Origin of the sequence: Chitinophaga niabensis (assembly GCF_900129465.1) — a bacterium.
GTDB lineage: Bacteria > Bacteroidota > Bacteroidia > Chitinophagales > Chitinophagaceae > Chitinophaga > Chitinophaga niabensis.
In genome coordinates this window covers 818694-844353 of sequence record NZ_FSRA01000002.1, presented here as the reverse complement: position 1 = coordinate 844353, position 25660 = coordinate 818694, and the positions used below count along the sequence as shown (strand labels likewise).

The following is a 25660-nucleotide window of genomic DNA, read 5'->3' as shown; positions in this document are numbered from 1 at the left end:
AATATACAATTCCATCCTCAAAAATATTCCCTGGAATGCTATATGCAAAAAAAAGGAGAGAATTTTTACATTCTCTCCTTTTGTATTATCTGGTTAGATTATCCTAATGCAACGCGCTTAAAGGAAGCCACCTTCAATTCTCCGTCTACGGATTTCAGGTAGTCTGCTACAGATTTTTTATCATCTTTTACGAAGATCTGCTGTAACAGGGTGCTTTCTTTAAAGAACTTGTTGATCTTACCGGCAGCGATCTTTTCAGCCATTTCAGCAGGTTTGCCTTCAGCTTTGATCTGTTCGATAGCGATCTCTTTTTCTCTGGCGATCAGTTCAGCAGGTACGCCGTCTGCATCAACTGCAATCGGGTTCATCGCTGCAATCTGCATAGCGATGTCTTTACCTACTTCTTCAGATACTGGTTTGCTGAAGCCAACCAGTACGCCCATACGGTAGTTACCATGGATGTAAGCGATCACGGAAGCAGCTTCTATTCTTTCGAATTTGCTCAGGGTGATCTTTTCACCGATCTTGGCAACCTGGTCGTTTACTTTATCAGCTACTGTAGCGCCATCGAGTTGGGCTGCGTTCAGTTCTTCAGCAGACTGGCTGTTGTTAGCCAGTGCCAGATCAGCGATTGATTGGGCAAATTTGATAAAATCATCGTTCTTGGCTACGAAGTCGGTTTCGCAGCTCAGCAGTACTACCACACCAGCTTTACCGTCTGCAGTAGTTTTAGCGATCACAACACCTTCTTTTGTTTCACGGTCAGAACGCAGCGCAGCTACTTTTTGACCTTTTTTACGGAGATAATCAACTGCTTTTTCAAAGTCACCGTCAGTTTCAACCAGTGCCTTTCTGCAATCCATCATGCCAGCTCCTGTTTGCTGACGCAGTTTGTTTACATCAGCTGCTGTAATTGTTGCCATGGTATATAATCAGTTTATATGTTGAAAATTTGAATGGACGCATTTGCGGGAACAAATGGTTCAGGGAATCTTTATAAAGTGAATCGTGAACGATTAGGTACCATTCACGATTCACGAAAGTTATGTTAGCATTAAATTATCTGGAAGGACCAGGTCTGCCTGCACCGGAAGGACGGAATCCGCCGCCACCACCACCAGGGCGATTGCCACCACCGCCACCAGGACGGTTACCACCACCACCGGGACGATTACCGCCACCGCTTCTGCCGCCACCGCCACCGCGGTTACCACCAGGGCCTCCAGGACCACGACCGGGACCACCAGGACCGCGACCGCCGGGACCTCCAGGACCACGTCCGGGACCACCAGGTTTACGACCTCTTTCACCTTTTTCATCACCACCTTCCAGCTCAAATTTGCGGATGCGGTTGTCTGCTTCTTCTTCTTCAGAAACTTCGTCAGTTTTTTCAACAGCCCTTTCAGCAAGACCTTCAGCGATTGCAGCAGCAATGTAGCTTACGATGATAGCGATAGATTTAGTTGCGTCGTCGTTCGCAGGGATTGCGAAATCAACTTTGGTAGGGTCGGAGTTAGTATCCACCATACCGAAGGTAGAAACACCAAGGCGTTTTGCCTCTGCCAGTGCAATGTGCTCGTGGCTGATGTCTACGATGAACAGGGCAGACGGAACACGTGCCAGTTGGGAGATACCACCCAGTACTTTTTCCATTTTATCCTTATCACGGGAGAGCGTGAGACGCTCTTTCTTGGTAATGTTATCAAAGGTACCATCAGCCAGCATTTTTTCAATGCTCTGCATTTTCTTAACGCTCTTACGGATGGTAGCAAAGTTGGTCAACATACCACCTAACCACCTTTCGGTAACGTAAGGCATGTTCACGCGTTTTGCAGCTTCGGCAACGATCTCTTTCGCTTGCTTCTTAGTAGCTACGAACATGATCTTTTTACCACTTTTTGCGATGGATTTCAGCGCTGCTGCTGTTTCCTGTAAACCTTCAACAGTTTTGTTGAGGTCAATGATATGAATACCTTTCTTTTCTGCGAAAATATAAGGCAGCATCTTCGGGTTCCATTTCTTCTTCAGGTGACCGAAGTGTACACCGGCTTCCAGTAACTGCTGCTGTAATGAAGTATTATTTTCCATGTTGTTTTAATCAAATTGATGGTCAAGAATTGAATGATACAATCATTAACGTTTAGAGAACTGGAAGCTTCTTCTAGCTTTAGCTTTACCTGGTTTCTTACGTTCAACTGATCTCGGATCACGTTTCAACAAGCCGGCAGCTTTCAGTGCAGGACGGAATTCAGGATTGATCTCGCACAGCGCACGAGCAATACCCAGCTTTACAGCTTCAGCCTGACCTTTGATACCGCCACCTTGCGCATTCACCTTAACATCGAATTTATCCAGCGCGTCAATGGTTTTAAAAGGCGCTTCTACCTGATTTTGCAGATAGATCAGCGCGAAATATGTTTTATAATCCTTGTCGTTCACCAGAATGGTGCCGGTACCTTTGCTCACGTATACGCGGGCAACTGCTTCCTTACGACGACCGATAGTATTTTTTTGTTTTTCCATTATTCAGGTGTGATTAGAAAGTTAAAGGTTGCGGTTTCTGTGCGCCATGAGGATGTTCTGCACCGGCGTAAACAAAAAGTTTTTTGTACATCGCACGACCCAGGCGGTTTTTAGGTAACATACCTTTTACTGCCCTTTCGATCACAACTTCAGGACGACGACGCAGCAGGTCTTTAGCAACCTCTGCTTTTTGACCACCGGGGTAACCGGAATAAGTCAGGTACTCCTTATCGTTCAGTTTGTTACCTGTGAAAACAACTTTATCAGCGTTTATCACAATAACATTGTCACCACAGTCAGTGTGAGGAGTATAGTAAGGCTTATTCTTACCTCTCAGGATGGCTGCAATTTTCGCGGACATTCTACCTACCGTCAGGTTGGTCGCATCCACGATATGCCAGTCGCGCTTTACGTAAGCGTCATTGGCAGATTTCGTTCTGTAGCTTAAAGTATTCATTGCTTAATAAAATAAGATTTATTTCTCGCCCTATTTGGGAGTGCAAAGCTAAGTTGTAAAAATAAAATAACCATCAGTTTGCGCCTCTTTTTTTCAGGGCATGCTCATAATGAATTGATATTCAATAAAAAATTTGACAAGGAGTTATCAACAGGTTATTAAATGCCCGGTTTTACAGGGGCTTTTACAGCAGAAAGGACCGAAAACCCGGCCCTTTCTGCTTTTTATATGGAGTTATTATAGCTGTTAGCTATTCCGGTCCCTCGCCCCCAGGTACATTAATACATACTGGAACAAGATAACCAGGGAGGATACCGCGGCCACCACATAAGTCATGGCAGCCCACCAAAGTGCATCTTTAGCCATAGCATGCTCCTTTTGATAAGTAATTCCTGCACTATCCAGCCACTGAAGCGCTCTTTTGGAGGCATCAAACTCTACCGGCAGGGTGATCAGGGAAAATAAGGTAGTGATGGCAAAGAGGATGATCCCGCCCAGCAGCAGGTTCGGGAAAATGTTGATCATCAGCACACCTCCTAAAAGGATCCAGGGCATAATGGTGGAGCTGAACTGTACTGCCGGCACCAGCTTGGACCGCAGGGTCAGCCACTGATAGCCTTTATTATGCTGTACGGCGTGCCCGCATTCGTGGGCGGCCACTGCTGCAGCAGCCACACTGTTGTTCTGATATACATCAGGACTGAGGTTTACGGTTTTATTAACCGGATTATAGTGGTCGCTCAGGTGTCCGTCCACAGATATAACTTTTACGTCATAGATACCATTATCTTTCAGCATTTTTTCAGCTATCTCACGCCCCGTAAGGCCTGAGGAGGTGGGCACAGCGCTGTATTGCTTGAATTTATTTCTTAATCTGTAGCTAACCAGCATACTGATGCCAAAGAAGATCAATGAAATGACAGCGACTCCAGGTGTTAGCATCATAATTGTTTTTAATGTGTTGTCTTAATTATTACCCTCAATTACTATCAAAACTCCTACCATTTGAAAAAGCAGAAGGATTTGTCAGCAGCAAAAAATTAACACTGTCACTTTGTCTGAAAGAGGGGTTTTAGGGCCAGCCGAAAGGTCATTTTGTGTAGTTATATATATTTATAATATGTTCGAATATTAATATATGAATGCTTGCATTACCACCCTTCTCTATCAATATTTTACGAGTAGTTGCTGAAAATTACTTGCGGGCGAAATGGGCTACAATAGAGGCTTCCAGCCGACGGGCTGCCACAAGAGTTAACACTTTAAAAGTTATTAACATCCTTTAAATAAACTTTTTTATTCTCGAGCCATTTAGTAATTTAGTCCTGAATTTAATGGGTTAGTAAGTAGAAAGAGTCAGCGGAATCCTCCGTTGGCTCTTTTCTCATTTAAGGCATTCTTGTACCCTGTTTTCTCTTTTTTTCAGAATCGATTTTCAATTTTTCGCATCAAAACGCGATGATAAGATCGTTGATTTATTCTTCTCCTTTTTTTCATCTTACTTTGCTGCATGAGTAAAATCAAAACGGCATTTTTTTGTCAGAATTGCGGTTATGAAACAGCAAAGTGGACTGGTAAATGTCCTTCTTGTAATCAATGGAACACTTTTGTAGAAGAAAAAGTTCAGAAGGATGTACCGCTACGTCAGCAGGAATGGAAAACAGATTCTCCAAAGGCTCCTAAAGTAGTGAACCTTGATGCAGTGGAAGGGCTTGAAGAGAGAAGATGGTTAACCCCTGATGCAGAGTTGAACAGAGTGCTGGGAGGAGGCATAGTAGCGGGTTCGCTGGTATTGGTAGGTGGTGAGCCGGGTATTGGTAAATCTACTTTATTCCTGCAGAATGCATTGTTGCTGAAAGGAATTAAAACACTGTATATCAGTGGAGAAGAAAGTGAGCAACAGATCAAAATGCGGGCAGACAGATTGAAGATCAGGAATGATCAATTTTACCTGCTTACAGAAACATCTACGCAAGTTATCTTCCAGGAGATCAAAAAACTGGAGCCTCAGTTAGTGATCATCGATTCTATTCAAACCTTACAATCTCCCCTGATAGAATCTGCTCCGGGAAGTGTATCTCAGATAAGGGAAACTGCTGCAGAGATGCAACGCTTTGCCAAGGAAACCAACACCCCCGTTTTTCTGATTGGCCATATCACTAAAGATGGCTCCATAGCCGGCCCAAAGATCCTGGAACACATGGTGGATACGGTTTTACAGTTTGAAGGGGACCAGCATTATGCCTATAGGATACTCCGTACCATCAAGAACAGATTTGGTTCAACCGCAGAACTGGGTATCTATGAAATGTCCGGTGAAGGACTCCGGCAGGTAAGTAATCCATCCGAGATACTGATATCCCAGAGAGATGATCTTTTAAGTGGTGTAGCCATTGCATCGACCATTGAAGGGTTGCGTCCGATGTTAGTGGAAGTACAGGCCCTGGTAACACAATCCGTGTATGGCACTCCGCAACGGACAGCTACAGGTTTTGATCTGCGCCGTTTGCAAATGTTACTGGCGGTATTGGAGAAAAGAGGGGGCTTTCATTTTGGTGTAAAAGATGTGTTCCTGAACATAGCCGGAGGTATCCGGGTAGAAGATCCTTCTATTGATCTTGCCGTGTTATGTGCGTTGTTATCTTCCTATGAAGATACCGGCGTATCGCATAAATACTGCTTTGCAGGAGAAGTTGGATTAAGTGGTGAGATCCGTGCTGTTAACAGGGTTGAACAACGTATAGCAGAAGCAGAGAAGCTGGGATTCGATAAAATATTTATCTCCAAATATCACAAAAAGGGACTTGATTTCAGTAAATTGAATATAGAAGTGGTTCCCCTGGGCAGGGTGGAAGAAGTATATCGTTTCTTATTCTGATCATTGGAACCGGCATTGTTTTGTTAACCTTAAAACGGAGCGTTATGATCAGATCATTGCTTCACTTGTTATATCCGCATATCTGCGAAAATTGCGGACATGATCTTACCGGTACGGAAGAAGTATTATGCATCAGCTGCATGAGGAAAATGCCGGTCACCTCTTTTCAATTGATAGCTAATAATCCTATAGAGCAGGTTTTTTGGGGACGGGTGCCGGTACAACATGCCATGGCTGGTTATTACTTTACCAGGGACGGCTGTTTGCAGCAGCTCATTCATCAGTTTAAATACAAGGGAAGAAAAGATATTGCTGTTTATTTAGGCCGCCAGCTGGGTTTACAATTAAGGCAAAGCAGCTGGTGGCAAAACATTTCGTCTGTAATACCTGTTCCCCTGAACAAGATGAAGCTGCGGCACAGGGGGTACAACCAGGCGGCGATGCTTGCAAACGGCATTGCTGAAACACTGGGTTGTAATGTAGTGGAAGATGGGCTCACCCGTAAAGCGAATGCCATTACCCAAACCCATAAAACCAGGCTGGAAAGATGGGAGAATGTAGCCGAAGTTTTTCGGTTGAATAATCAGGAGAAAGTGAAGAACAGCCATGTGCTGCTGGTGGATGATGTACTTACTACCGGCGCTACCCTGGAAGCCTGCGGGCATGCATTACTGGATGCAGGAGATGTTCAGCTAAGTATCTGTAGCCTTGCTTATGCCAGCAGGTAGGGGCAAAAAAATACAGGTGTTCGAAAACACCTGTCTCTGGTAACTATTCCACGTTATGAATACGCAATTGTTGCATTATGTCAACTACAGCTTATGAGGAAGATTTTTTATTTTTTCCTTTTCCTGGAGTAATTTCTTTAGATTCCTGTTTTACGTTCTTGTTGATGTACACTACTCTGAAGGAATCATCCGCCAGGGAATTCTCAACAATCACCTGTTGCAATCCCAGCTTTTCCAGGTTGCGGCTCAATTGTCCGATATCGTCTTTGATCGTCATCTCGAATAATTTTCCGGGTTATTAATATGTTTTCTTACTGATCGGGTCAATGCTATCAGCATCACATATAACAACATCCGGCGGCAGCACGGTGGTGGTAGGATACAGCTGCCTGCAGGTGAACATGATCTTCAAACGGCTCCTTTAAAAGCATAGTTTTAAAATATTGAACGGTTGGTTTCTGTTTTGTTGCTATTACTCTACAAATTTAGTGGACTTTTCATTCTAACAAAAATTATTTTTTATGATTTATATCATATTATTTGTAACTGATTGAAAATTAGCATATTGTAACTTTGAGATTCTTATTAGCCCCTGCAATCGGCTCATAGGCAATGCTTATGCTGTTATTATTCAGGAGTTATCTATCTTTGCAAATGCCCGAAGGTAGATTTGTTTATTGTTCGACCCCCGGGTTGTATTGTAAACCGTAACTAATAAACGTTATTGCCATGAAATCATTACAACAATGCGCCGCAGAGCGCATCCTCATTATTGATGGTGCAATGGGCACCATGATCCAGCGCTACAAACTCCAGGAATCTGATTACAGAGGGGAAAGATTTAAAGACTACCATTCAGATGTGAAAGGTAACAGCGATCTTTTGTCTATTACGCAACCCGGCATTATTGAAGCCATACACAGGGAATACCTGGAAGCGGGAGCAGACATTATTGAAACCAATACATTCAGCAGTACAGTAATTGCACAGGCGGACTATGATATGCAGGACCTGGCATATGAAATGAACGTAGCATCAGTACAGATTGCCAGGCGTGCAGCGGATGATTACACCCGTCGTAATCCTGATAAACCCCGTTTTGTTGCCGGCGCCATAGGCCCTTTGAATAAAACATTGTCTATTTCCCCTGATGTGAACAACCCGGGCTTCCGTTCAGTGACCTTTGATGAAGTGGTGGATGCTTATTACCAACAAGTGAAGGCATTGTCAGAAGCAGGTGCAGATATCCTGCTGATCGAAACCATCTTCGATACGCTTAATTGTAAAGGTGCCATCTTCGCCATTAAGAAATACTTCCGCGATAGCCGTAAACCGGAATTGCCTATTATGATCTCCGGTACTATCACAGATGCTTCCGGCAGAACGCTGAGTGGTCAAACACTTGAGGCTTTCTACATCTCCGTGATGCATGCCAAGCCATTTTCTATCGGTTTGAACTGTGCATTGGGTGGAGAGCAGATGAGGCCTTACATAGAGGAGCTTTCTCAGATAGCAGGTTGTTATGTGAGCTGTTACCCTAACGCCGGTTTACCGAATACGTTTGGTGAATACGATGAAGAGCCACATGAAACAGCTCACATCATTGAAGATTTTGCAAAGGAAGGCTTTGTGAACATTGTAGGAGGCTGTTGCGGTACCACACCTGATCACATCCGCCATATGGCTCAAAATGTAAGCTCCATTGCCCCACGTCCATTGCCAGTGTTGGAAGCAACATTGTAATATAGCATCTGAATAAGAGGAAAAATTAGCATGAATACTCCACATATTATTAAACCGTATTTGCGGTTAAGTGGTCTCGAACCACTGGTTGTAAGACCGGAAACTAACTTTCTTAACGTAGGTGAACGTACCAACGTAACAGGCTCCAAGAAATTCGCAAGGCTGATCCGGGAAGGATTATTCGAGGAAGCACTGTCTGTTGCACGCCAACAGGTAGAAAACGGTGCCCAGGTATTAGACGTGAACATGGATGATGCCTTGCTGGATGGTGAGAAGGCCATGACCACTTTCCTTAACCTGCTGGCTTCTGAACCTGATATTTCCCGCATACCCGTGATGATCGATTCCAGTAAGTTCAGTGTGATCGAGGCCGGACTAAAATGCCTGCAGGGTAAATGTATCGTTAACTCCATCAGCTTAAAGGAAGGTGAGGAGAAGTTCATAGAACATGCCATCATCTGCCAGAGCTATGGTGCTTCTGTTGTTGTAATGGCCTTCGATGAAAACGGCCAGGCAGATACCTTACAGAAACGGGTGGATTTCTGTCACCGCGCTTACAAGATCCTTACGGAAAAAGTAGGCTTCGACCCCCAGGACATCATTTTCGATCCGAATATCTTTGCCATTGCTACAGGTATTGAAGAACATAACAACTATGCAGTTGAGTTCATCGAAGCCTGCCGCCAGATCAAAAAACTCATGCCGCTTACAAAGATCAGTGGTGGTGTGAGTAATGTTTCTTTCTCTTTCCGTGGGAATGATGCCGTGCGGGAAGCTATGCACTCCGTATTCCTGCTCCATGCTATCAAGGCGGGGCTGGACATGGGTATTGTGAATGCCGGTATGATCCAGATCTATGACGAGATAGAACCTCAGCTCCGCGAATTGTGCGAGGACGCTATCCTCAACCGCAGAGAGGATGCAACGGAACGCCTGATCACTTTCGCAGAAACTGTAAAGGCGAAAGGAAAGGTGGAAGAGAAGAGCCAGGCATGGAGAGAAGGTACTGTGGAAGCGAGGTTAAGCCATGCGCTGGTAAATGGCATTACAGATTATATTGAAGCAGATACAGAAGAAGCCCGTCAGAAATACGATCGCCCTTTACAGGTGATCGAAGGCCCGTTAATGGATGGGATGAATGTTGTGGGCGACCTTTTTGGTAGTGGTAAGATGTTCCTGCCACAGGTAGTGAAGAGTGCACGGGTGATGAAGAAGTCTGTTGCAGTATTAACACCATTCATTGAAGAAGAGAAAGCAGAGTATGTAAGACTGAATGGCGGGCAGATCAAATCTGCCGGGAAAATATTACTGGCCACAGTAAAAGGAGATGTACACGATATCGGTAAGAATATTGTTGGCGTAGTACTGGGTTGTAACGGTTACGATATCATAGACCTTGGTGTGATGGTGCCTGCTGAAAAGATCCTGCAGGCTGCAAAAGAGCACCAGGTAGACATTATCGGCCTTAGTGGTTTGATCACGCCGAGCCTGGATGAAATGGTGCACATTGCCCGTGAGTTAAAACGCCAGAAGTTCGATATTCCTTTATTGATAGGCGGTGCTACCACATCCCGTACGCATACAGCGGTGAAGATCGCGCCTGAGTACGAGAATGGAGTAGTACACGTATTAGATGCATCCCGGAGTGTAACCGTTACCGGTAACCTGCTGAACAAAGCATTAAATAAGAATTTCCTGCAGGAAGTGAATGCAGAATACCTCAAGCTGAATGAGGCATTCCGCAATAAACGTCCTGTTAAACAATACCTCTCTGTTGCCCAGGCCAGGGAAAACAAAGTGCCGGTTGACTGGAATAATTTCAACCCGGTGAAACCTGCATTGCTGGGCACTAAAACATTTACGGATTATGATCTTGCAGAGATCGCTAAGTATATAGACTGGCAGCCATTCTTTATTGCATGGGAACTGCATGGTAAATTCCCCCAGATCCTGGAAGACAGTGTGGTGGGCGTGGAAGCTACCCGTTTATATAAGGATGCACAGGATATGCTGAAGAAGATCATTGATGAAAAATGGTTGCGTGCAAGAGCGGTGATCGGTATGTTCCCCGCAAATTCAAATGGTGCAGATACTATAATGGTAACCGCTCCTGATGGTGCAGAATTTCCATTGGAGTTCCTGCGTCAGCAGATCAAGAAAGCGCCGGGCCAGCCTAACTTCAGCCTTGCAGATTACATAGCACCTAAATCAACAGGCAAGCAGGATTATATAGGTGGTTTTGCAGTTACTACTGGCGAAGGCATTGAAGAAAAGCTGGAAGAGTTCAGAAAAGAACACGATGATTATAGCAGTATCATGCTGAAAGCACTGGCAGACCGCTTTGCAGAAGCATTTACGGAGCTGATACATGAAAGGGTACGGAAGGAGTTCTGGGGTTATGCCACAGAAGAACATCTGAGTAATGAACAACTGATCAAGGAAGAATACCTGGGTATCCGCCCGGCACCAGGCTATCCCGCCTGTCCGGAACATACAGAGAAATATAAACTCTTTGATCTGTTGAATGCAACAGAAGAAACAGGGATCATCCTTACGGAATCACTGGCGATGTATCCTGCATCCAGTGTGAGTGGCTGGTACTTTGCCAATCCGGAATCCAAATATTTTGGTTTAGGTAAGATTGAAAAGGACCAGGTGGAAGATTATGCAGAGAGGAAAGGCTGGCCTCTGGAAGAAGCAGAGAAATGGCTGCGTCCGAGCCTTGAATACGATATGTAAACAAAAAACCCTTCACATTGTGAAGGGTTTTTTTATTTCAGCAGGGGGATGGTTGCTATCAGCAGGTCCCCATTGTAAAATTTAATTTCTTTCAGGCCTGGTATATCCTGTACAGCGCCCAACCAGGCTGCGGTAGAACTATAACTTTCCTTCCTGCCACTACCGTTAACGGATAACTGCACATGCAGAACAGGTCCATCCAGTTTATAGTTGGTGAGTCCCAGCGTTCTTTTCTCAAAAGATGCGGGAAGGGTAGCTGCCAGCAGTACTTCCCGATCAAAGTTGATCGTGTCCACCGTATTGTTCATGGTCTTTGCTGCGCCGAAGATATTATCAAAGATGGGCTGGGACTGGATCACCCAACAGGCAATACTATCCTTCTGGTTCAGCGTGTTCTTTACAAAGTATCCGTTGATCTGCCTGAAATGGATTGGAATATTAGTAACGGGAGGAATGTTGGTGCTATCTGTTTTGAGCGTATCCGTAGTATTGGTTTGCTTATTGCCGCTGCCACAGGCCATGAGCAACAGACATCCAACAACGAAGATATTTTTCATAACACGGGTTTAATTTAAAGATAATGATAATAACAACTGATGTTCAGGGAAACCACGTTAAAATTTGCGTAAAAATACGCTTGATCTACCCTCTTGAGGGTAGTACCTTTATGACATGCTTAAGAATCGCATTTAACCCCAAAAAAGTTCAGAATTTGAAATCAAGTTAAGGTACACTGCTTTTGTTAACCCCAGTTACAGTTTTAGAGAGGCGTATGGCAATGCGCCTCTCTTCTTTTTATTTCATTATTTCACATCTACCCACATGCCGTTATCCCTGATAAGATCGATCAGTTCAGCTACAGCCACATCACTGCTGAGCCCGCGTTTCACAACTTCTTTACCACGGTAAAGGGTGATCTTGCCTACGCCGCTGCCAACATATCCAAAGTCGGCATCAGCCATTTCACCGGGGCCGTTTACGATACATCCCATGATGGCAATTTTTACCCCTTTTAAATGATTGGTGACTGCGCGGATGCGGGCAGTAGTTTCCTGTAGGTCAAACAGGGTGCGGCCGCAGGATGGGCAGGAGATATATTCCGTTTTAGAGATCCTGGAACGGGTAGCCTGTAGAATACCAAAGGCCACATTATTGATCAGGCCCAGGGGTTCTGTTACAGGAGAAGGCTGCCTGCTAACGGAAAGGTCTGGCAAGGCTTTAAGCCAAAGCCCGTCCCCAAAGCCATCGAGCAGGAGCGCACCGGTTTCTGTAGCATAATGGATAAGGTCCTCCTCCGGATTATTATGCCCACTGTTGCAAAGCAGGATCACCGGTTGTGTGATCTTTCTTTCCATCAGGTCCACCATTGCCCTTCTGATAGCGGCCATGGCATGGGCTGAGGAGGAATGGAGCACAGGAACCACATTGTTTTCGATGTTTTCCAGGAAAGCTGTAAAGTCTGCAGTGCCCAGCTCGTCTGCATTTGCATGAACGAAATTGATCTGGGCCAAACGTTTTTCCCGGCGGGCTGAGAGATATCCCTGTATATCAAAATAAGGGAAGTATTTTTCTTTATCAGTGGCCTGGAGCCAGGTATGATATTGTACGATCACTTTCAGTGTACCGGGCAAAGCAAAGTTCAGCTCCTGGTTACCGGTGAAGATATAATCTGCTGCGGCATCGCCAATGTTCCATTTATCCGTATCTGCATCATAGTTATACCCGATGCTTTGCAGTTCTTTGGGAGAAATGTGATGCAGGTGGCTCAGATCAGCTACGACTACGGGTACCTGCTTTCCTCCGATGTTATCTACTTCCGCGGTGTTCCTGCGTTTGAAGGCAAAGGGGGAGTAGGGAAGCTTTTCCGGATCTTTAAGCGGGAGAATGGGTGTATGGGAAATACGATGTGTGTAACGTTTTACCAGGTCGCGGCAAACGGGTAGTTCAAATTCAGGATCTTCCGTGAGGGAAACCCGGATGGTATCTCCAACACCGTCTTCCAGCAATGTGCCGATACCGGCTGCGGACTTGATCCGTCCGTCTTCTCCGTCTCCGGCTTCAGTTACACCGAGGTGGAGAGGATAACAATGACCCAGTTCCTGCTGCATGGTCTGTACCAGTAAACGGTAGGCCTGCACCATCACCTGCGGGTTACTGGATTTCATGCTGAGCACAATGTTCCGGTAATGAAGGTCTTCCGCAATGCGAAGGAATTCCATAGCACTTTCCACCATTCCCATGGGCGTATCCCCATAACGGCTCATAATACGATCGCTGAGGGAACCGTGGTTGGTGCCGATCCGCATGGCGGTACCATATTCTTTGCAGATGTTCACCAGTGGGGTGAAGCGTTCGCGGATACGGTCTATTTCCTCCAGGTATTCTGCGTCGGTATATTCCAGTAGTTCAAATTTCTTCTTATCTACATAGTTACCCGGGTTCACCCGTACTTTTTCCACGATGCGGGCAGCGATTTCTGCCGCATTGGGCGTAAAGTGTATATCTGCTACCAGCGGGGTGTTATAACCCAGGCGGCGTAATTCATTTTTGATAGGAAGCAGGTTTTCTGCTTCTTTTTTGCTGGGAGCCGTAATGCGCACCAGTTCTGCTCCTGCTTCAATACAACGGATGGCCTGCGCTACGGTTCCCTGGGTATCCATGGTATCCGTGGTGGTCATGGTTTGGATACGGATAGGATTAAAATTTCCGATGGTAAGGTCCCCCACTTTTACTTCCAGGGTGGCTAAACGTTTATACTGAGTCAGCGAATGGCAATACAATTGCATGAAAATAGAATATAGATGTAAAAGCAAAATTAGGAAAGATTCAGCGGCAGAGTGGGAATATATTGAGAAAGATTCCCGGAATCTTTTACGGCATAACCCCTTCCCGGATAACAGGTTTTATATGAACGGTAAAGGATATGTCGTTATTATGCCTAGTTTTAACCTCTCAGTATGTTTGTAACCGGCTTTTTTAACAGCATATGATGCACCATAACAAAACCGTGGATACCATACCCTATCAGAAATTACCACTAAAAGGCCAGTTCAGTATCTTTGAAGTGGAACACTTCCATAGTGACCTGGCAGGCCTGCCGCACCGGCATCACGATTTTCAGATCCTCTGGCTGACCAAAGCAAAAGGTGAGCATGTAGTAGATTTTGTAACATACGATATGGAGGACCAGATGATCTTTCTGCTTCGTCCCGGCCAGATCCATCAATTGCCGGAAAGTGGGATGTTTGGTTTTAGCATCACTTTCACAGAGAAATTCTACTTCAGTAATAAGCATGACCGTGAATCCTTGTACGATTTTACCACTTTGTTCGACGATACACAGGAGTATGCGCCCATACGCATTAGTAATGCTACGGCAACCAATTTTTCCATGCTGATCACTTTGATGCGGCAGGAATTATCCATTCAGCTGGAGGGCAGCAGCAGTAGTGTGATCAAACACTTATTGAATGCCTTTCTCTTACTGGCAGAGCGGGAGAAAAAACACAACGTGGCAAACTCCCCTGCGCTGTTACACCATGATGCCCGGATCATAGAGTTGCGGAGGGTGGTGGAAAAGCATTTCCGGAAAGAGCATCAGGCGGCTTTTTATGCACAACATTTTGCGCTCACGGCCAAGCGGTTAAATGAGATAACAAGGGAGGCAATAGGTAAAACCATTACAGATATGATCCGTGCGAGGTTGATCCTGGAGGCCAAGCGGCAACTGGCTTTTAGCCACAGGAGCGTAAAAGAGATCTGTTATGAATTGGGGTTTGAGGATCCGGCTTATTTCAGCCGTTTCTTCCGGCAGCACACTTCCACCTCTCCTCATGAATTCAGGGACACAATGTTCAAATAGTACCAGTCAATCGTCTGTTTGTCCAAACATAGCGCCTAAATGGTCACTACTTTTACATCTCGTTAAAGGGAAACCAAGCTTTTAGGGCGCGTTTTATCAAACGCGTTTTTTATTTAAAAAGGAAAGGAAAGTAAGAGAATCCGCCCTGTTTTATACCGGGCGGTTTTTTTATGGGGGTAATGCTGAACTTTCAGATAAATACGATCTATCACCAGTCCTTTTCCACCGTCCCCGGGCTGGCCTTCACTTTCTTCATCTTATCTTCCTGCAGTTTCTTTTCCTGTTGTGCCAGGGCCTGCAGCAAACGTTTTGCTTCTTCCGGCGTTAATTTGCTGGGTTTAGGCTGTGGTTGCTGCTGTTGTTCTTTTTCCTGTTGCTTTTTCTCCTGCTCCTTCTTTTCCTGTTCTTTTTTATCCTGATCTTTCTTTTGGTCTTCTTTATTCTCTTTATTCTCCTTCTGCTTGTCTTTCTGTTTATCCTTATTATCTTTTTTATCGTCTCCGCCGCCTTCCTGTTGTTGCTTTTTTAGCATGGCCTGTGCGTAAGCAAGGTTATAACGGGCCTGTTCATCGGCCGGGTTGGCCTTCAGGGCATTTTTATAACTCTTGATGCTTTCCTCCCACTTTTTATCTTCCATGAAAGTGTTGCCGATGTTGTAATTGGCATCTGCTTTCACTTCTTTTTTTCCTCCTACTTTTAAAGTATTGGCATATTGTGCGCGGGCAGCATCAAACCTTTTCTGTTCGTATAAAGAGTTGCCGAGATTGTAGTTCCCTTCAACCGATTTATTATTTCTCTCCAGCGCCTTTTTATAACTGGCTTCCGCATCGGCGTATTGTTGCTTTTTATATTGATCGTTCCCTTTACGGATCAGTTTGTTGGTGCCTTCCTGAGCAAATGTTGCCCCTGTGCTGAATAAAAGCACGGCAACAGCTATATGAAAAAAGTTCTGTTTCATTTGGCTTGCGCAGTTTTAAGTCCGGGCAGTTCTTCTGCTTTTTTCTTTTTGCCTTCCGGTATAAAGAATTCCAGCAGGATCAGGATGAGGCTGATGCCCAGGAAATATTGAAAGTAGCTGTTATAATCGGTGAACACATTTTCTCCAAACTCTTTTTGCTCCATCCGGTCTATTTTGGTAGCCAGGGCATCCACCACTTCGTCTGTATTGTTCATCATGTGGAGGTACATCCCTTTTCCTTCAGCAGCAAGGGACTTAAGCGCATCTTCGTTTAGTTTGGAGATCACGGTATTACCTTCACGATCTTTTTTAATTCCACCGGTTTCCGGGTCTGGCAAGGGAGAACCTGTAGGGGAGCCAATACCCACGGTATTGATCACCACGCCATTTTCCAATGCCTTCCTGGCTTCCGCAATGGCGCCTTCATTATGATCTTCCCCATCAGAAATAATAATGAGGGCTTTGTGTTTGCGTTCTTTTTTATTGAAAGCTTCATCGCTTACACGGATGGCTTCGTTTATTTCAGTGCCCTGTTTGGGAATGAGGTCCGGGGAAATACTACCCAGGTACATGCGTGCAGCAGAATAATCTATTGTGAGCGGCATTTGCAGGTATGCATTCCCGGCAAACACTACAATCCCTACGCGGTCGTTATCCAGTTTCTCCATGAGTTTGATCACCAGCTGTTTAGCGCGGGTAAGCCTGTCTGGTTTGGCATCCGTTGCCAGCATGCTCTTGCTCACATCCAGTGCAATGATCACATCCACGCCTTTACGGGTGATCTTTTCAACACGACTTCCCTTCTGGAGGTTGGCCAGGCCGATCACACCAAAGAAGAAAGCAATGAAAAGCAACAGGAATTTGACGGTAAACAGGCGACGGGAGTAGCCGCTAAAGAGCTTTTCCACCATTACGGGATCACCTAAACGACGTACAGACCTGCGTTTCCACCAGGTAACCCAGGCAAAGGCCAGTACCAGTACTATCAGGAGTACAAATGCCCAGAGGTATTCAGTATGTTGAAATCTTAACATGGTTAAAATGACTTACCCCGGTCATTGCCGGGGCAAGTAGTCAAAAATAAATTTTTTATAACGTATTACAAGGATGTTATAAAATGATTTAGGAGTTTTTTAACAGGGCGTTTATTTTTTGCCTTCAAAGAAACCTTCTTCCTTCAGGATGTTGCGGAGTATTTCCATCCTTACTTTGCGGATATCCAGGCTCTTATCTTCTGTTTCAAAGTTCAGCACAAAGAAGCAGGGGTGTTTGTTTTCCTCGATCCAGCCGGCAATCCAGGCAATATTTTTGGCACCTGACATACCCCAGCCGGTTTTATAGGCCAGTTTATATTTAGGGGTTACTTCCTGCAGCATCACTGCACTCACCAGTTCCTGTACCCTTTGCTGGAAGGGAAGTTGATTGAAATACAGTTGTTTTACAAAGCCCAGCTCTTCGTCAGGGGATATTTGCAGGGAATTATCCAGCCAGAAGGAATCTATGCGGCTGATCTTACGATTACCATATTGTACAGAATCCAGCCAGTGCTGCATGGTGTCTTTTCCGATGCGGCGGGCAACTTCCTGGTAATAAGGAACGGAAGAAGCTCTGAAAGCCTCTGCCATAGTAAGGTGAACACTATCCAGTTGTATTACCATATTGGTATCGCTGATCACGCCGGTTTGCAATCCTACCAGGGAATTGAAGATCTTAAAAGTGGAGGCAGGCAGGAATCGTTCTTTGGCACGATCTATATTATAGACTTTGAAAGTGCCCTGGCCATTGTCGAACAGCATAAAGCAGCCTTCCAGCTTATGTTGTGTAAAATATTTCTCCCAGCTTTTGACATCTTCCACATTGTTAGGGGAGCAGGCACTGAGCCATAAGGTAGCAGAAAGCAATAGCAGGCCGAACGTTTTCATCTGTTTCTGTTTTTAAGTCCTGCAAAAGTAAGCGATGAAAGGAATAAAAAAAGGCCCCGATCAGATCGGAGCCTTTTCTGTTCAATAAAATATTATATGGTTACAGGTTCTTTGATGACGCCGAGTTCCCGTCCGATCTTGGTAAAGGCGGCAATCGCCTTGTCAAGATGTTCCTGGCTGTGAGCTGCACTGAGCTGCACACGGATCCTGGCCTGGCCTTTGGGCACAACGGGATAGAAGAACCCGATCACGTAAATACCTTCCTGTAAAAGTTTGTCGGCAAACTCTTTACTGAGCTTGGCATCATATAGCATTACCGGAACAATCGGGTGATCGCCTGGTTTGATGTCAAAGCCTGCTGCCGTCATTTTATCACGGAAGTATTTAGTATTGAATTCCAGTTTGTCCCTCAGTTCAGTGGTTTCGCTGAGCATATCCAATACAGCAATGGAAGCGCCAACAATACTGGGGGCTACGGAGTTGGAGAAGAGATATGGCCGGCTGCGCTGACGCAGCATGTCTACCATTTCTTTACTGCCGCTGGTGAAACCTCCGGATGCTCCACCCAAAGCTTTACCCAGGGTGCCTGTAATAATATCCACACGGCCCATCACGCCACGATATTCATGTGTGCCGCGGCCTGTTTTGCCCAGGAAACCTGAGGAATGGCTTTCGTCTGACATAACGATGGCATTATATTTATCAGCGAGGTCGCAGATCTTGTCCAATTGTGCAATGGTACCGTCCATGCTGAAAGAGCCATCCGTAACAATTACACGGCTGCGTGCTCCCTGGGATTCCTGGAGTTTTGCTTCCAGGTCTGCCATGTTATTGTGTTCATAGCGGAACCGCTGTGCTTTACAGAGGCGTACGCCGTCAATAATGGAAGCATGGTTTAAAGCATCGGAAATGATAGCATCCTGTTCCGAGAACAGGGGTTCAAACACCCCGCCGTTTGCATCAAAGGCTGCTACATAGAGGATTGTATCCTCTGTGCCCAGGAATTTGGAGATCTTTTCTTCCAATTCCCGGTGAATATCCTGGGTACCGCAAATGAAACGTACACTGCTCATGCCGTAACCATGCGTGTCGATCGCTTTTTTGGCAGCAGACACTACTTTGGGATGGGATGAGAGGCCAAGATAGTTGTTGGCGCAAAGGTTAATAACAGTTTTGCCGCCCACTTTAATTTCGGCGCCCTGCTCGGAAGTAATGATCCGCTCGTTCTTGAATAGGCCGGCGGTTTGTATTTCATCCAGCTCCTGTTGTAATCGTTTGATGAAATTTTGGTTCATGTTAGCGAGTGTTTTTAGCTGTACCTAACAAAGTTAGGGGTTTAAATGTATCTAGTAATTCAGCGGTAAAAAGGGGGAATCTCCGCAATGATAAAAAGTTTGACCGATGTGTAACATTTACGAGTCGCCCAGCGTCATACAATTATCATAGACGGTAAAATATGACGAAAGGTACTGTACGCTCACTGATCCGTTGGATACCCCTGACCTGCTTTGGATTGCTGATAATGGCCATGGTGGCTATTACAGTATTCTCACCCGGTTTAGGGACCCCCTGGGAGAATGGCGAAGGCCACTCTGCCCTGGAGGTTATCAGAAGGCTGCACATAGTGGAAATATTGTCATGGAGCTGGCTATAAAAGGGCTTTTTTGCTTTCCGGAGCTCCGGAAAGGAGCACTTTAAACAAAATGTCGGAAATTTGCACTCAAAAGCCATAGCGCCGGATGACGGAAAAGGAGTACAACAAATGCGTAGATCTGTATAGCGATAACCTCTTCCGGTTCATTGTCAAAAATCTTGAGCACACGGAAGATGCACGGGATGTAGTACAGAACGCGTTTGAAATATTATGGAAACATTGCACTGATGTGCCTTTTGAGAAGGCCAAGAGCTATTTGTTTACCGTAGCGTACCATAATATGATAGACCATGTGCGGAAAGTGAAGCGGATCACGCTGGTGGAGGAATTCAAAGAAGAAGCAAAGGTTTCTGAACAAAAGATACACAATGCCCGTAGTATCATAGAAAAAGCGCTGGACCGGCTAAGTGATGTACAACGCTCCCTGATACTGCTAAAAGATTATGAGGGATACAGCTACGAGGAGATAGGAGAGATTATGCACTTAAACCCTTCACAGGTAAAGGTTTATCTGCACCGCGCAAGGGCGCATCTGAAGGAATACCTGGTTAAGATGGAAAACGTGATTTAGGTAAAAGGTATTCAAAATCAGCATTTTATGTCAACAGACATCAACATATCAAACTACGAAGATTACCTCTACAGTTATGTAGACGGTGAACTGCAGGCCGAAGAGGTGCTGGCACTGGAAAACTTCCTGGAGAAGTACCCCCAGTTCCGGGCAGAGCTGGACATTTTATTGTCCACCCGCCTTCAGCCGGAAGCCATGGTGTTCGATAACAAAGCCTCTCTTTACCGTGGTAGGGAAATAAGCCTGCAGAATTACCAAAGCCATCTCTTAAATTATATAGATGGGGAATTGAATCAGCAGGAAAAAGATGCTTTTGAACAGTTTGTTTCCCGGCATCCAGCTGTAGCGCAGGACTTAAAAGTATGGCAGGCTACCAAATTGCAGGCAGATACGGCAGTTCGCTTTGAGAATAAATCAGTACTATACCGTAAAGCCAGCCACCGCACAGTTATCCGCCCTGCTTACTGGTGGGGAGCAGCAGCTGCTGTTATGGCCGGGGCATTCTTCTTCCTTACCTTATCAGATTCAACAGATACAGGGGTTATAGCCGTTAATCAAACTGAAACAGAAAAAGCTCAGCCGGCAACCGTAGAAACAATTACGGCCGCTGTGCCAAAAGAAACACCAAAAGCGGCTCCACAAGTGGCTACGCCGGAAACAACTCCGGCAAAAGCACCCATTCTGGCAGCTACAAACACAACCAGGGTAACTGCAAAAACAGCTAAGGTAGCTGTAAACACTGCCCCGGCAGCAAATACGGCGCTGGCAGCAAACACAGCCACCAACAAAACAATAGACCTTACAAACGTTCCAACCGAACAACACGATAATAATAATGCAGTAATTGCAGCGGATATCTCAAAACAGTTGAAACAGATCCCCGGTAATGAGGTAGCAGTGAACCGCCCTTCCATAGAAGTAGGTACATCCGCCCCCCTGGCAACTCCTGCACCGGCGGCTGCTGAGCCCGGCGAGCTGATCATGTCCGTTACAGGTAACGGCCTGGAAAGTAAAGTGCTGGACAAGGTAACCAACGTAGCGAGGTTATTTGCCAAAAAGAGAAATAAATAACGAACCGGTAAAACGGCACAGTCATATGAAGCAAAAATTTTTACTCACCATTCTTACAATGATCCTTGCAATGGGCAGCGCTTTTGCTCAGCATGAATCTATAGATACCATACAGATCAAGGGTTTGGTTATTGTGAAGGGGAAAGACGCCAGGGGAAAAAGCATTTTCAAAGCTTACCAGGATACAGGATACGCCCGTCAGAAACTGAAAAAGAACCTCCATACCAAATGGCTGGTATTCGATGTGGGATTTAATAATTACAGGGACCGGAGCAATTATCCCGGTGCCATGGTAATGTCTCTCTACCCACAGAACCAACAGCCATATTATCCCAACCTTACTGCCGCAGACGGCAGCTATGACTATTCCGGCGCCGCCCTCAATAAATTCGCGCCACGTAACGCCAGTCAGCCATTAACACCTTCGGAGTTTAAACTTATCACAGGCAAATCAATCAATTTTAATATCTGGGTGTTGATGCAACGCCTGAATATCCATAAACACAAATTGAACCTTATCTACGCTTTAGGTGTAGAAATGAATAACTATCGGTTTGCCCGGAATATCACGTATATAGCTGGTTATCCGACCACTATCATCCGTGACTCAGTAGGGTTTTCCAAAAACAAGCTGTTTGCACAGTACCTGACCATCCCCGTGATGCTAAACTTTAACTCTAATCCTGCCCGTCCCGGCCGCTCTTTTGAAATGAGCCTGGGCTTTTCCGGCGGATATTTGCTCAAATCACGCACCAAACAAGTGAGTGAAGAAAGAGGCAAAGTGAGGCACACAGACGATTTCAGTCTGAACAAATGGCGTTTAGGCCTGACAGGTGAATTAGCATATGGTCCTATTAAACTATATAGTAACTTTGCCCTCACGCCTTTACATGACTATGGGCTGGAACAATACCCCTTTTCTGTAGGGTTCCGGTTCAATGGATTTTAAATGAGCAAAAAGTAACGAGCATATTCTATTTAATTACCTGGATGAATTTTGAAAGGCAGGGGTAACATTCTCCTCATTTCCTTTATCCTATCAAAACTGTACACAACCAAATCCAAAAAAGTATGCGATCTATCCTGACGTTTGTAGCTGTAGTGATTTTCATCGTGTTCATGCATGCCACTAATCTAAGGTTACCGGAAACCCCCACACCCGTGGAAAACATTGCTGCATCCATTCCTGGCAGCAAAGCACAACTTCCTGTTCCTGAAGCCTCCGAATCATTGGTATATCTCCCGGATAGCCTGTTCCAGTCTTACCGCGGCGATCATAATCTATACGTAACAAACCATTACCATGTGTTATATGTAAAAACAGACACCCTGTACCTGACCACTCCAGGGCCTGTACATAGCAGCCGTGTTTATGCAGGGAATATGATCTTAAGGTAATACCCCATCCCCAAATTCTTCCGCTCATCCTTTCGGGGGCAGAAAAATTACGATCAGGCCGTTGAATGTCCTCTGGCATTTTTTATATTTGGTGTGATCAATTTTTAAACCGACTGTATGAGAGTAACCTCCCTTATTTTATTGCTGCTGCTATCCGCAACGCTGCAAATGTCAGCCCAGGAAAAGCACCAGTGGAAAGACGCCACATCTGGTGGCTATACCTACCGGTACATTACCGGAGACCCAATGCAGGCCCGCTTTTACACTTTAAAGAATGGCCTTACCGTTATTCTGAGTGTCAACAAAAAAGACCCCCGCATTCAAACGCTCATTGGTGTACGCGCAGGTAGTAACAGCGATCCTAAAGACCATACCGGCCTTGCACACTACCTTGAACACCTGTTATTTAAGGGCACTACAAAGTTCGGCTCCCTGGACTGGGCTAAAGAAAAGCCCCTGCTCGATAAGGTAGAGGGCCTGTACGACACTTACAACAAAACCACGGATGTAGAAAAGCGCAAAGCCATCTACAAACAGATAGACAGCATGTCCGGCGCTGCCGCCAAATTCGCCATCGCCAATGAGTACGATAAGATGATGACGAATATGGGCGCGCAGGGAACCAATGCCCATACCTGGGTAGAGGAAACTGTATATGAGGAGGATATCCCTTCCACCGCAGTAGATAAATTCCTGGCAGTGCAGGCAGAACGTTTCCGTGATCCTGTTTTCCGCATCTTCCATACAGAGCTGGAAGCTGTGTATGAAGAAAAGAACCGTGGGCTGGATAACGATGGCCGCAAAATGTATGAGGCCATGCTCTTCAATTTATTCCCTACCCACAATTACGGGCAGCAGTCTACCATCGGAACGGTAGAACATCTGAAGAACCCTTCCCTGAAGGCCATTCGCCAGTTCTACAATGAATACTATGTGCCTAATAACATGGCGATCGTTTTCGCGGGCGACTTTGATCCTGATTACGTGATCAAACGTATCGATCAGCAGTTCGGCTATATGAAAACCAAACCGGTGAAGGAATACAAAGCTCCTGCTGAAGCACCGATCACTAAACCGATCGTGAAGGAAGTATTTGGCCCTGATGCGGAAAATGTAAACCTGGCTTATCGTATGCCCGGTGCGCTGGATACTAAATCCGCAGTTGTGCTCACCGTTCTGTCACAGATCCTGTCCAACGGTAAAGCTGGTCTGATGGACCTCAACCTGAACAAACAACAAAAAGTACTGGGTGCCAGTGTAAGTACGCTGCCCTGGAAAGACTATACCGTATTTTCTTTAAGTGGCCGCGCCAAAGAAGGGCAAACGCTGGATGAAGTAAAAGACCTGCTGCTCGGCCAGCTGGACATCCTGCGGAAAGGTGAATTTGATGAATCTCTCATCACCGCTATCGTAAATAACTTCAAACTCTACGAGATACAAGGCCTGGAAAGCAATGGCAACCGTGCTAACAGCCTTATGGACGGGTACATTAAACATGCCGGCAAAAACTGGCTGTATGATGTTTCTTATGTAGAAGATATGGGCAAGGTCACTAAAAAACAGATCGTTGATTTTGCGAATAAATACATGAGCGACAGCTATGTGCTGCTATACAAACGTAAAGGAGAAGACAAGAATATTGAAAAAGTAGAGAAACCACCGATCACGCCGGTAGAAGTGAACCGCGATGCGCAGTCTGAATTCCTGAAGAGTGTGGCCGCTCTTCCCGAAACACCTGTGAAGCCGCTCTGGCTGGATTATGATAAAGACATCCAGAAAGGAAAGGTTGGCAATGCAGACCTGTTATATGTGCAGAATAAAGACAACGGTTTATTCCGTCTTTACTACCGTTTCAACATGGGCAGCTGGAGCAACAAAAAATTGCCGATAGCTGCATCATACCTGCAATTCCTGGGTACGGACAAATATTCCTCCGAAGAGATCAGCAAGCAGTTCTACAATATTGCCTGTTCCTTCAACCTTACTGCCGGAGCAGAAGAAACAACCGTTACCATCACTGGTTTACAGGAGAACTTCGACAAAGCCGTGCAATTGTTTGATCACCTGATCACTAACTGCAAACCGGATGAAAAAGCACTGGCCGGTTTCAAGAACAGGATCGCGAAATCCCGTTCAGACATGAAACTGAATAAAGGGCAGATCATGAGCGGTTTGAGGTCTTACGCAACATATGGGGCTAAAAATCCGTTCAATAATCAGCTGAGCAAAGAAGAACTGGATGCGTTAACAGCAGAGGAGCTGACAACACTGCTGCACGAACTGCCGAGCTATAAACACACCATCATTTACTACGGTCCAAACGACCTGGCAACAACTACTGCTGCTGTTCAGAAACTGCATCAGCAACCTGCTGCATTTAAGGCAGACATGCCGGCAAAACAGTTTGAGAAAACTGTACAGGCCAGCAATAAAGTATTGTTTGCAGATTATGATATGGTGCAGGCAGAAGTGAACTGGGTGCGTAACGGCGATGTGTTTAATCCTGCCAATACAGCCGTAGTGAACCTCTTCAACTCTTATTTCGGAGGAGGTATGGGTTCTATTGTGTTCCAAACCATCCGCGAATCCAAAGCGCTGGCTTACTCTACTTATGCCTTCTATGCGGCACCTAACAAGAAAACAGACCGTTATGCGGTATTGGCTTATGTAGGCAGCCAGGCAGATAAAGTGAACGAAGCGATTGCCGGTATGAATGAATTGCTGACCACTATTCCTAAAGCAGACAAGTCTTTTGAAACGGCCCGCAGCAGTATGAAAAAGGATATTGAAACGGAGCGTATCACGCAGGACGGTATTATCTTCAGCTACCTGGGTGCTCAGAAACTGGGCCTGAATACCGATATCCGCAAATCAGTATACGAAAGCGTGGACAAGCTGAGCTTTGATGACGTGAAACAGCTGCATGATCAAAATATAGCAGGAAAACCTTACTCCTACTGCATCCTGGCCTCTGAGAAACGCATTAAGCTGGATGATCTGAAAAAGTATGGTGATGTTCAGAAAGTAACGCTGGAAGAAATATTCGGATATTAATCCGGTTTCATAAAGAGAATGAATAGAGACGCAAATATTGCGTCTCTATTTTTTTAACACAATATTCGCATTCTGCCCGCCGTTAATCTATTCTGAAATCCT

23 protein-coding genes are annotated in these 25660 nt (G+C 45.4%); 11 read left to right on the top strand and 12 right to left on the bottom strand.

Annotated elements, in window-relative coordinates; genetic code table 11:
• Nucleotides 1-98 precede the first annotated feature (98 nt).
• The 5 genes from tsf to BUR42_RS20345 form a co-directional block, all read right to left on the bottom strand.
• A complete protein-coding gene (tsf, locus tag BUR42_RS20365) occupies nucleotides 99-923 on the bottom strand; it encodes a translation elongation factor Ts (RefSeq protein ID WP_074241454.1) in 825 nt (274 codons plus the stop codon).
• 136 nt (nucleotides 924-1059) lie between these two features.
• Nucleotides 1060-2088, bottom strand: coding sequence for a 30S ribosomal protein S2 (gene rpsB, locus BUR42_RS20360; RefSeq protein WP_074241453.1), 1029 nt, complete (start codon nucleotides 2086-2088; stop codon nucleotides 1060-1062).
• A gap of 45 nt (nucleotides 2089-2133) precedes the next feature.
• A complete protein-coding gene (rpsI, locus tag BUR42_RS20355) occupies nucleotides 2134-2523 on the bottom strand; it encodes a 30S ribosomal protein S9 (protein WP_074241452.1) in 390 nt (129 codons plus the stop codon).
• Between the two features lie 13 nt (nucleotides 2524-2536).
• Nucleotides 2537-2980, bottom strand: a complete 444-nt coding sequence (rplM, locus tag BUR42_RS20350; protein WP_074241451.1) for a 50S ribosomal protein L13 — start codon at nucleotides 2978-2980, stop codon at nucleotides 2537-2539.
• Between the two features lie 246 nt (nucleotides 2981-3226).
• The gene (locus BUR42_RS20345) at nucleotides 3227-3925 is read right to left on the bottom strand and encodes a zinc metallopeptidase (protein WP_234979768.1); all 699 of its coding nucleotides are present in this window, start codon (nucleotides 3923-3925) and stop codon (nucleotides 3227-3229) included.
• 565 nt (nucleotides 3926-4490) lie between these two features.
• Here BUR42_RS20345 and radA point away from each other — a divergent pair.
• Nucleotides 4491-5858 (top strand): DNA repair protein RadA, encoded by a 1368-nt coding sequence (gene radA / locus BUR42_RS20340; RefSeq protein ID WP_074241450.1) that lies wholly within the window; start codon nucleotides 4491-4493, stop codon nucleotides 5856-5858.
• A gap of 44 nt (nucleotides 5859-5902) precedes the next feature.
• On the top strand, nucleotides 5903-6586 hold the full coding sequence (locus BUR42_RS20335) for a ComF family protein (protein ID WP_074241449.1): 684 nt from the start codon (nucleotides 5903-5905) through the stop codon (nucleotides 6584-6586).
• Nucleotides 6587-6677: 91 nt separating this feature from the next.
• On the opposite strand, the gene BUR42_RS20330 is transcribed toward BUR42_RS20335, so the two are convergent.
• A complete protein-coding gene (locus tag BUR42_RS20330; RefSeq protein ID WP_074241448.1) occupies nucleotides 6678-6863 on the bottom strand; it encodes a hypothetical protein in 186 nt (61 codons plus the stop codon).
• Between the two features lie 452 nt (nucleotides 6864-7315).
• On the opposite strand from BUR42_RS20330, the gene BUR42_RS29885 reads away from it, so the two are divergent.
• Nucleotides 7316-8329: a homocysteine S-methyltransferase family protein gene (locus tag BUR42_RS29885; RefSeq protein ID WP_200798348.1), complete on the top strand. Its 1014-nt coding sequence runs from the start codon at nucleotides 7316-7318 to the stop codon at nucleotides 8327-8329.
• A gap of 30 nt (nucleotides 8330-8359) precedes the next feature.
• The gene (gene metH / locus BUR42_RS20325) at nucleotides 8360-11068 is read left to right on the top strand and encodes a methionine synthase (RefSeq protein WP_200798347.1); all 2709 of its coding nucleotides are present in this window, start codon (nucleotides 8360-8362) and stop codon (nucleotides 11066-11068) included.
• 32 nt (nucleotides 11069-11100) lie between these two features.
• On the opposite strand, the gene BUR42_RS20320 is transcribed toward metH, so the two are convergent.
• The gene (locus BUR42_RS20320) at nucleotides 11101-11625 is read right to left on the bottom strand and encodes a hypothetical protein (protein WP_074241447.1); all 525 of its coding nucleotides are present in this window, start codon (nucleotides 11623-11625) and stop codon (nucleotides 11101-11103) included.
• A gap of 246 nt (nucleotides 11626-11871) precedes the next feature.
• Nucleotides 11872-13854, bottom strand: coding sequence for a (E)-4-hydroxy-3-methylbut-2-enyl-diphosphate synthase (gene ispG, locus BUR42_RS20315; RefSeq protein WP_074241446.1), 1983 nt, complete (start codon nucleotides 13852-13854; stop codon nucleotides 11872-11874).
• Nucleotides 13855-14057: 203 nt separating this feature from the next.
• Here ispG and BUR42_RS20310 point away from each other — a divergent pair, with 203 nt between their 5' ends.
• Complete coding sequence (locus BUR42_RS20310; RefSeq protein ID WP_159442316.1) at nucleotides 14058-14930, top strand: helix-turn-helix domain-containing protein; 873 nt, start codon at nucleotides 14058-14060, stop codon at nucleotides 14928-14930.
• A gap of 208 nt (nucleotides 14931-15138) precedes the next feature.
• Here the strand turns inward: BUR42_RS20310 and BUR42_RS20305 are convergent, their stop codons facing one another.
• The 4 genes from BUR42_RS20305 to kbl all read right to left on the bottom strand — a co-directional run bounded on the left by BUR42_RS20305 (nucleotide 15139) and on the right by kbl (nucleotide 19105).
• Nucleotides 15139-15888 (bottom strand): tetratricopeptide repeat protein, encoded by a 750-nt coding sequence (locus tag BUR42_RS20305; protein ID WP_074241444.1) that lies wholly within the window; start codon nucleotides 15886-15888, stop codon nucleotides 15139-15141.
• The gene (locus BUR42_RS20300; protein ID WP_074241443.1) at nucleotides 15885-16922 is read right to left on the bottom strand and encodes a VWA domain-containing protein; all 1038 of its coding nucleotides are present in this window, start codon (nucleotides 16920-16922) and stop codon (nucleotides 15885-15887) included. The genes BUR42_RS20305 and BUR42_RS20300 overlap by 4 nt, the downstream gene beginning before the upstream one ends.
• Nucleotides 16923-17033: 111 nt before the next feature.
• Complete coding sequence (locus BUR42_RS20295) at nucleotides 17034-17810, bottom strand: penicillin-binding transpeptidase domain-containing protein (protein WP_074241442.1); 777 nt, start codon at nucleotides 17808-17810, stop codon at nucleotides 17034-17036.
• 92 nt (nucleotides 17811-17902) lie between these two features.
• Nucleotides 17903-19105, bottom strand: coding sequence for a glycine C-acetyltransferase (gene kbl / locus BUR42_RS20290; RefSeq protein WP_074241441.1), 1203 nt, complete (start codon nucleotides 19103-19105; stop codon nucleotides 17903-17905).
• 161 nt (nucleotides 19106-19266) lie between these two features.
• On the opposite strand from kbl, the gene BUR42_RS29610 reads away from it, so the two are divergent.
• From BUR42_RS29610 to BUR42_RS20260, 6 genes are all read left to right on the top strand, one after another.
• On the top strand, nucleotides 19267-19464 hold the full coding sequence (locus BUR42_RS29610) for a hypothetical protein (protein ID WP_143197532.1): 198 nt from the start codon (nucleotides 19267-19269) through the stop codon (nucleotides 19462-19464).
• 85 nt (nucleotides 19465-19549) lie between these two features.
• Nucleotides 19550-20035 (top strand): RNA polymerase sigma factor, encoded by a 486-nt coding sequence (locus tag BUR42_RS20280; protein WP_074241439.1) that lies wholly within the window; start codon nucleotides 19550-19552, stop codon nucleotides 20033-20035.
• 27 nt (nucleotides 20036-20062) lie between these two features.
• Nucleotides 20063-21106 carry an anti-sigma factor gene (locus tag BUR42_RS20275; RefSeq protein WP_074241438.1) on the top strand — a complete coding sequence of 348 codons (1044 nt, stop codon included), beginning with the start codon at nucleotides 20063-20065 and terminating at the stop codon, nucleotides 21104-21106.
• A 25-nt stretch (nucleotides 21107-21131) separates the two neighbouring features.
• Nucleotides 21132-22055, top strand: coding sequence for an outer membrane beta-barrel protein (locus tag BUR42_RS20270; protein WP_084185730.1), 924 nt, complete (start codon nucleotides 21132-21134; stop codon nucleotides 22053-22055).
• Nucleotides 22056-22177: 122 nt separating this feature from the next.
• Complete coding sequence (locus BUR42_RS20265; RefSeq protein WP_143197531.1) at nucleotides 22178-22504, top strand: hypothetical protein; 327 nt, start codon at nucleotides 22178-22180, stop codon at nucleotides 22502-22504.
• A 117-nt stretch (nucleotides 22505-22621) separates the two neighbouring features.
• Nucleotides 22622-25558: a M16 family metallopeptidase gene (locus BUR42_RS20260; protein WP_074241435.1), complete on the top strand. Its 2937-nt coding sequence runs from the start codon at nucleotides 22622-22624 to the stop codon at nucleotides 25556-25558.
• The last annotated feature ends 102 nt before the right edge of the window (nucleotides 25559-25660 follow it).

Bases quoted from the DNA above. Each gene is read 5' to 3' on its own strand.
- BUR42_RS20300 (WP_074241443.1), bottom strand. From the start codon at position 16,922: ATGTTAAGATTTCAACATACTGAATACCTCTGGGCATTTGTACTCCTG.
- metH (WP_200798347.1), top strand. From the start codon at position 8,360: ATGAATACTCCACATATTATTAAACCGTATTTGCGGTTAAGTGGTCTC.
- radA (WP_074241450.1), top strand. From the start codon at position 4,491: ATGAGTAAAATCAAAACGGCATTTTTTTGTCAGAATTGCGGTTATGAA.
- BUR42_RS20310 (WP_159442316.1), top strand. From the start codon at position 14,058: ATGCACCATAACAAAACCGTGGATACCATACCCTATCAGAAATTACCA.
- BUR42_RS20330 (WP_074241448.1), bottom strand. From the start codon at position 6,863: ATGACGATCAAAGACGATATCGGACAATTGAGCCGCAACCTGGAAAAG.
- rplM (WP_074241451.1), bottom strand. From the start codon at position 2,980: ATGAATACTTTAAGCTACAGAACGAAATCTGCCAATGACGCTTACGTA.
- BUR42_RS20270 (WP_084185730.1), top strand. From the start codon at position 21,132: ATGAAGCAAAAATTTTTACTCACCATTCTTACAATGATCCTTGCAATG.
- BUR42_RS20280 (WP_074241439.1), top strand. From the start codon at position 19,550: ATGACGGAAAAGGAGTACAACAAATGCGTAGATCTGTATAGCGATAAC.
- BUR42_RS20265 (WP_143197531.1), top strand. From the start codon at position 22,178: ATGCGATCTATCCTGACGTTTGTAGCTGTAGTGATTTTCATCGTGTTC.
- BUR42_RS29885 (WP_200798348.1), top strand. From the start codon at position 7,316: ATGAAATCATTACAACAATGCGCCGCAGAGCGCATCCTCATTATTGAT.
- BUR42_RS20305 (WP_074241444.1), bottom strand. From the start codon at position 15,888: ATGAAACAGAACTTTTTTCATATAGCTGTTGCCGTGCTTTTATTCAGC.
- BUR42_RS20320 (WP_074241447.1), bottom strand. From the start codon at position 11,625: ATGAAAAATATCTTCGTTGTTGGATGTCTGTTGCTCATGGCCTGTGGC.
- rpsB (WP_074241453.1), bottom strand. From the start codon at position 2,088: ATGGAAAATAATACTTCATTACAGCAGCAGTTACTGGAAGCCGGTGTA.
- BUR42_RS20275 (WP_074241438.1), top strand. From the start codon at position 20,063: ATGTCAACAGACATCAACATATCAAACTACGAAGATTACCTCTACAGT.
- BUR42_RS20335 (WP_074241449.1), top strand. From the start codon at position 5,903: ATGATCAGATCATTGCTTCACTTGTTATATCCGCATATCTGCGAAAAT.
- ispG (WP_074241446.1), bottom strand. From the start codon at position 13,854: ATGCAATTGTATTGCCATTCGCTGACTCAGTATAAACGTTTAGCCACC.
- BUR42_RS20295 (WP_074241442.1), bottom strand. From the start codon at position 17,810: ATGAAAACGTTCGGCCTGCTATTGCTTTCTGCTACCTTATGGCTCAGT.
- BUR42_RS20345 (WP_234979768.1), bottom strand. From the start codon at position 3,925: ATGATGCTAACACCTGGAGTCGCTGTCATTTCATTGATCTTCTTTGGC.
- rpsI (WP_074241452.1), bottom strand. From the start codon at position 2,523: ATGGAAAAACAAAAAAATACTATCGGTCGTCGTAAGGAAGCAGTTGCC.
- BUR42_RS20260 (WP_074241435.1), top strand. From the start codon at position 22,622: ATGAGAGTAACCTCCCTTATTTTATTGCTGCTGCTATCCGCAACGCTG.
- kbl (WP_074241441.1), bottom strand. From the start codon at position 19,105: ATGAACCAAAATTTCATCAAACGATTACAACAGGAGCTGGATGAAATA.
- tsf (WP_074241454.1), bottom strand. From the start codon at position 923: ATGGCAACAATTACAGCAGCTGATGTAAACAAACTGCGTCAGCAAACA.
- BUR42_RS29610 (WP_143197532.1), top strand. From the start codon at position 19,267: ATGACGAAAGGTACTGTACGCTCACTGATCCGTTGGATACCCCTGACC.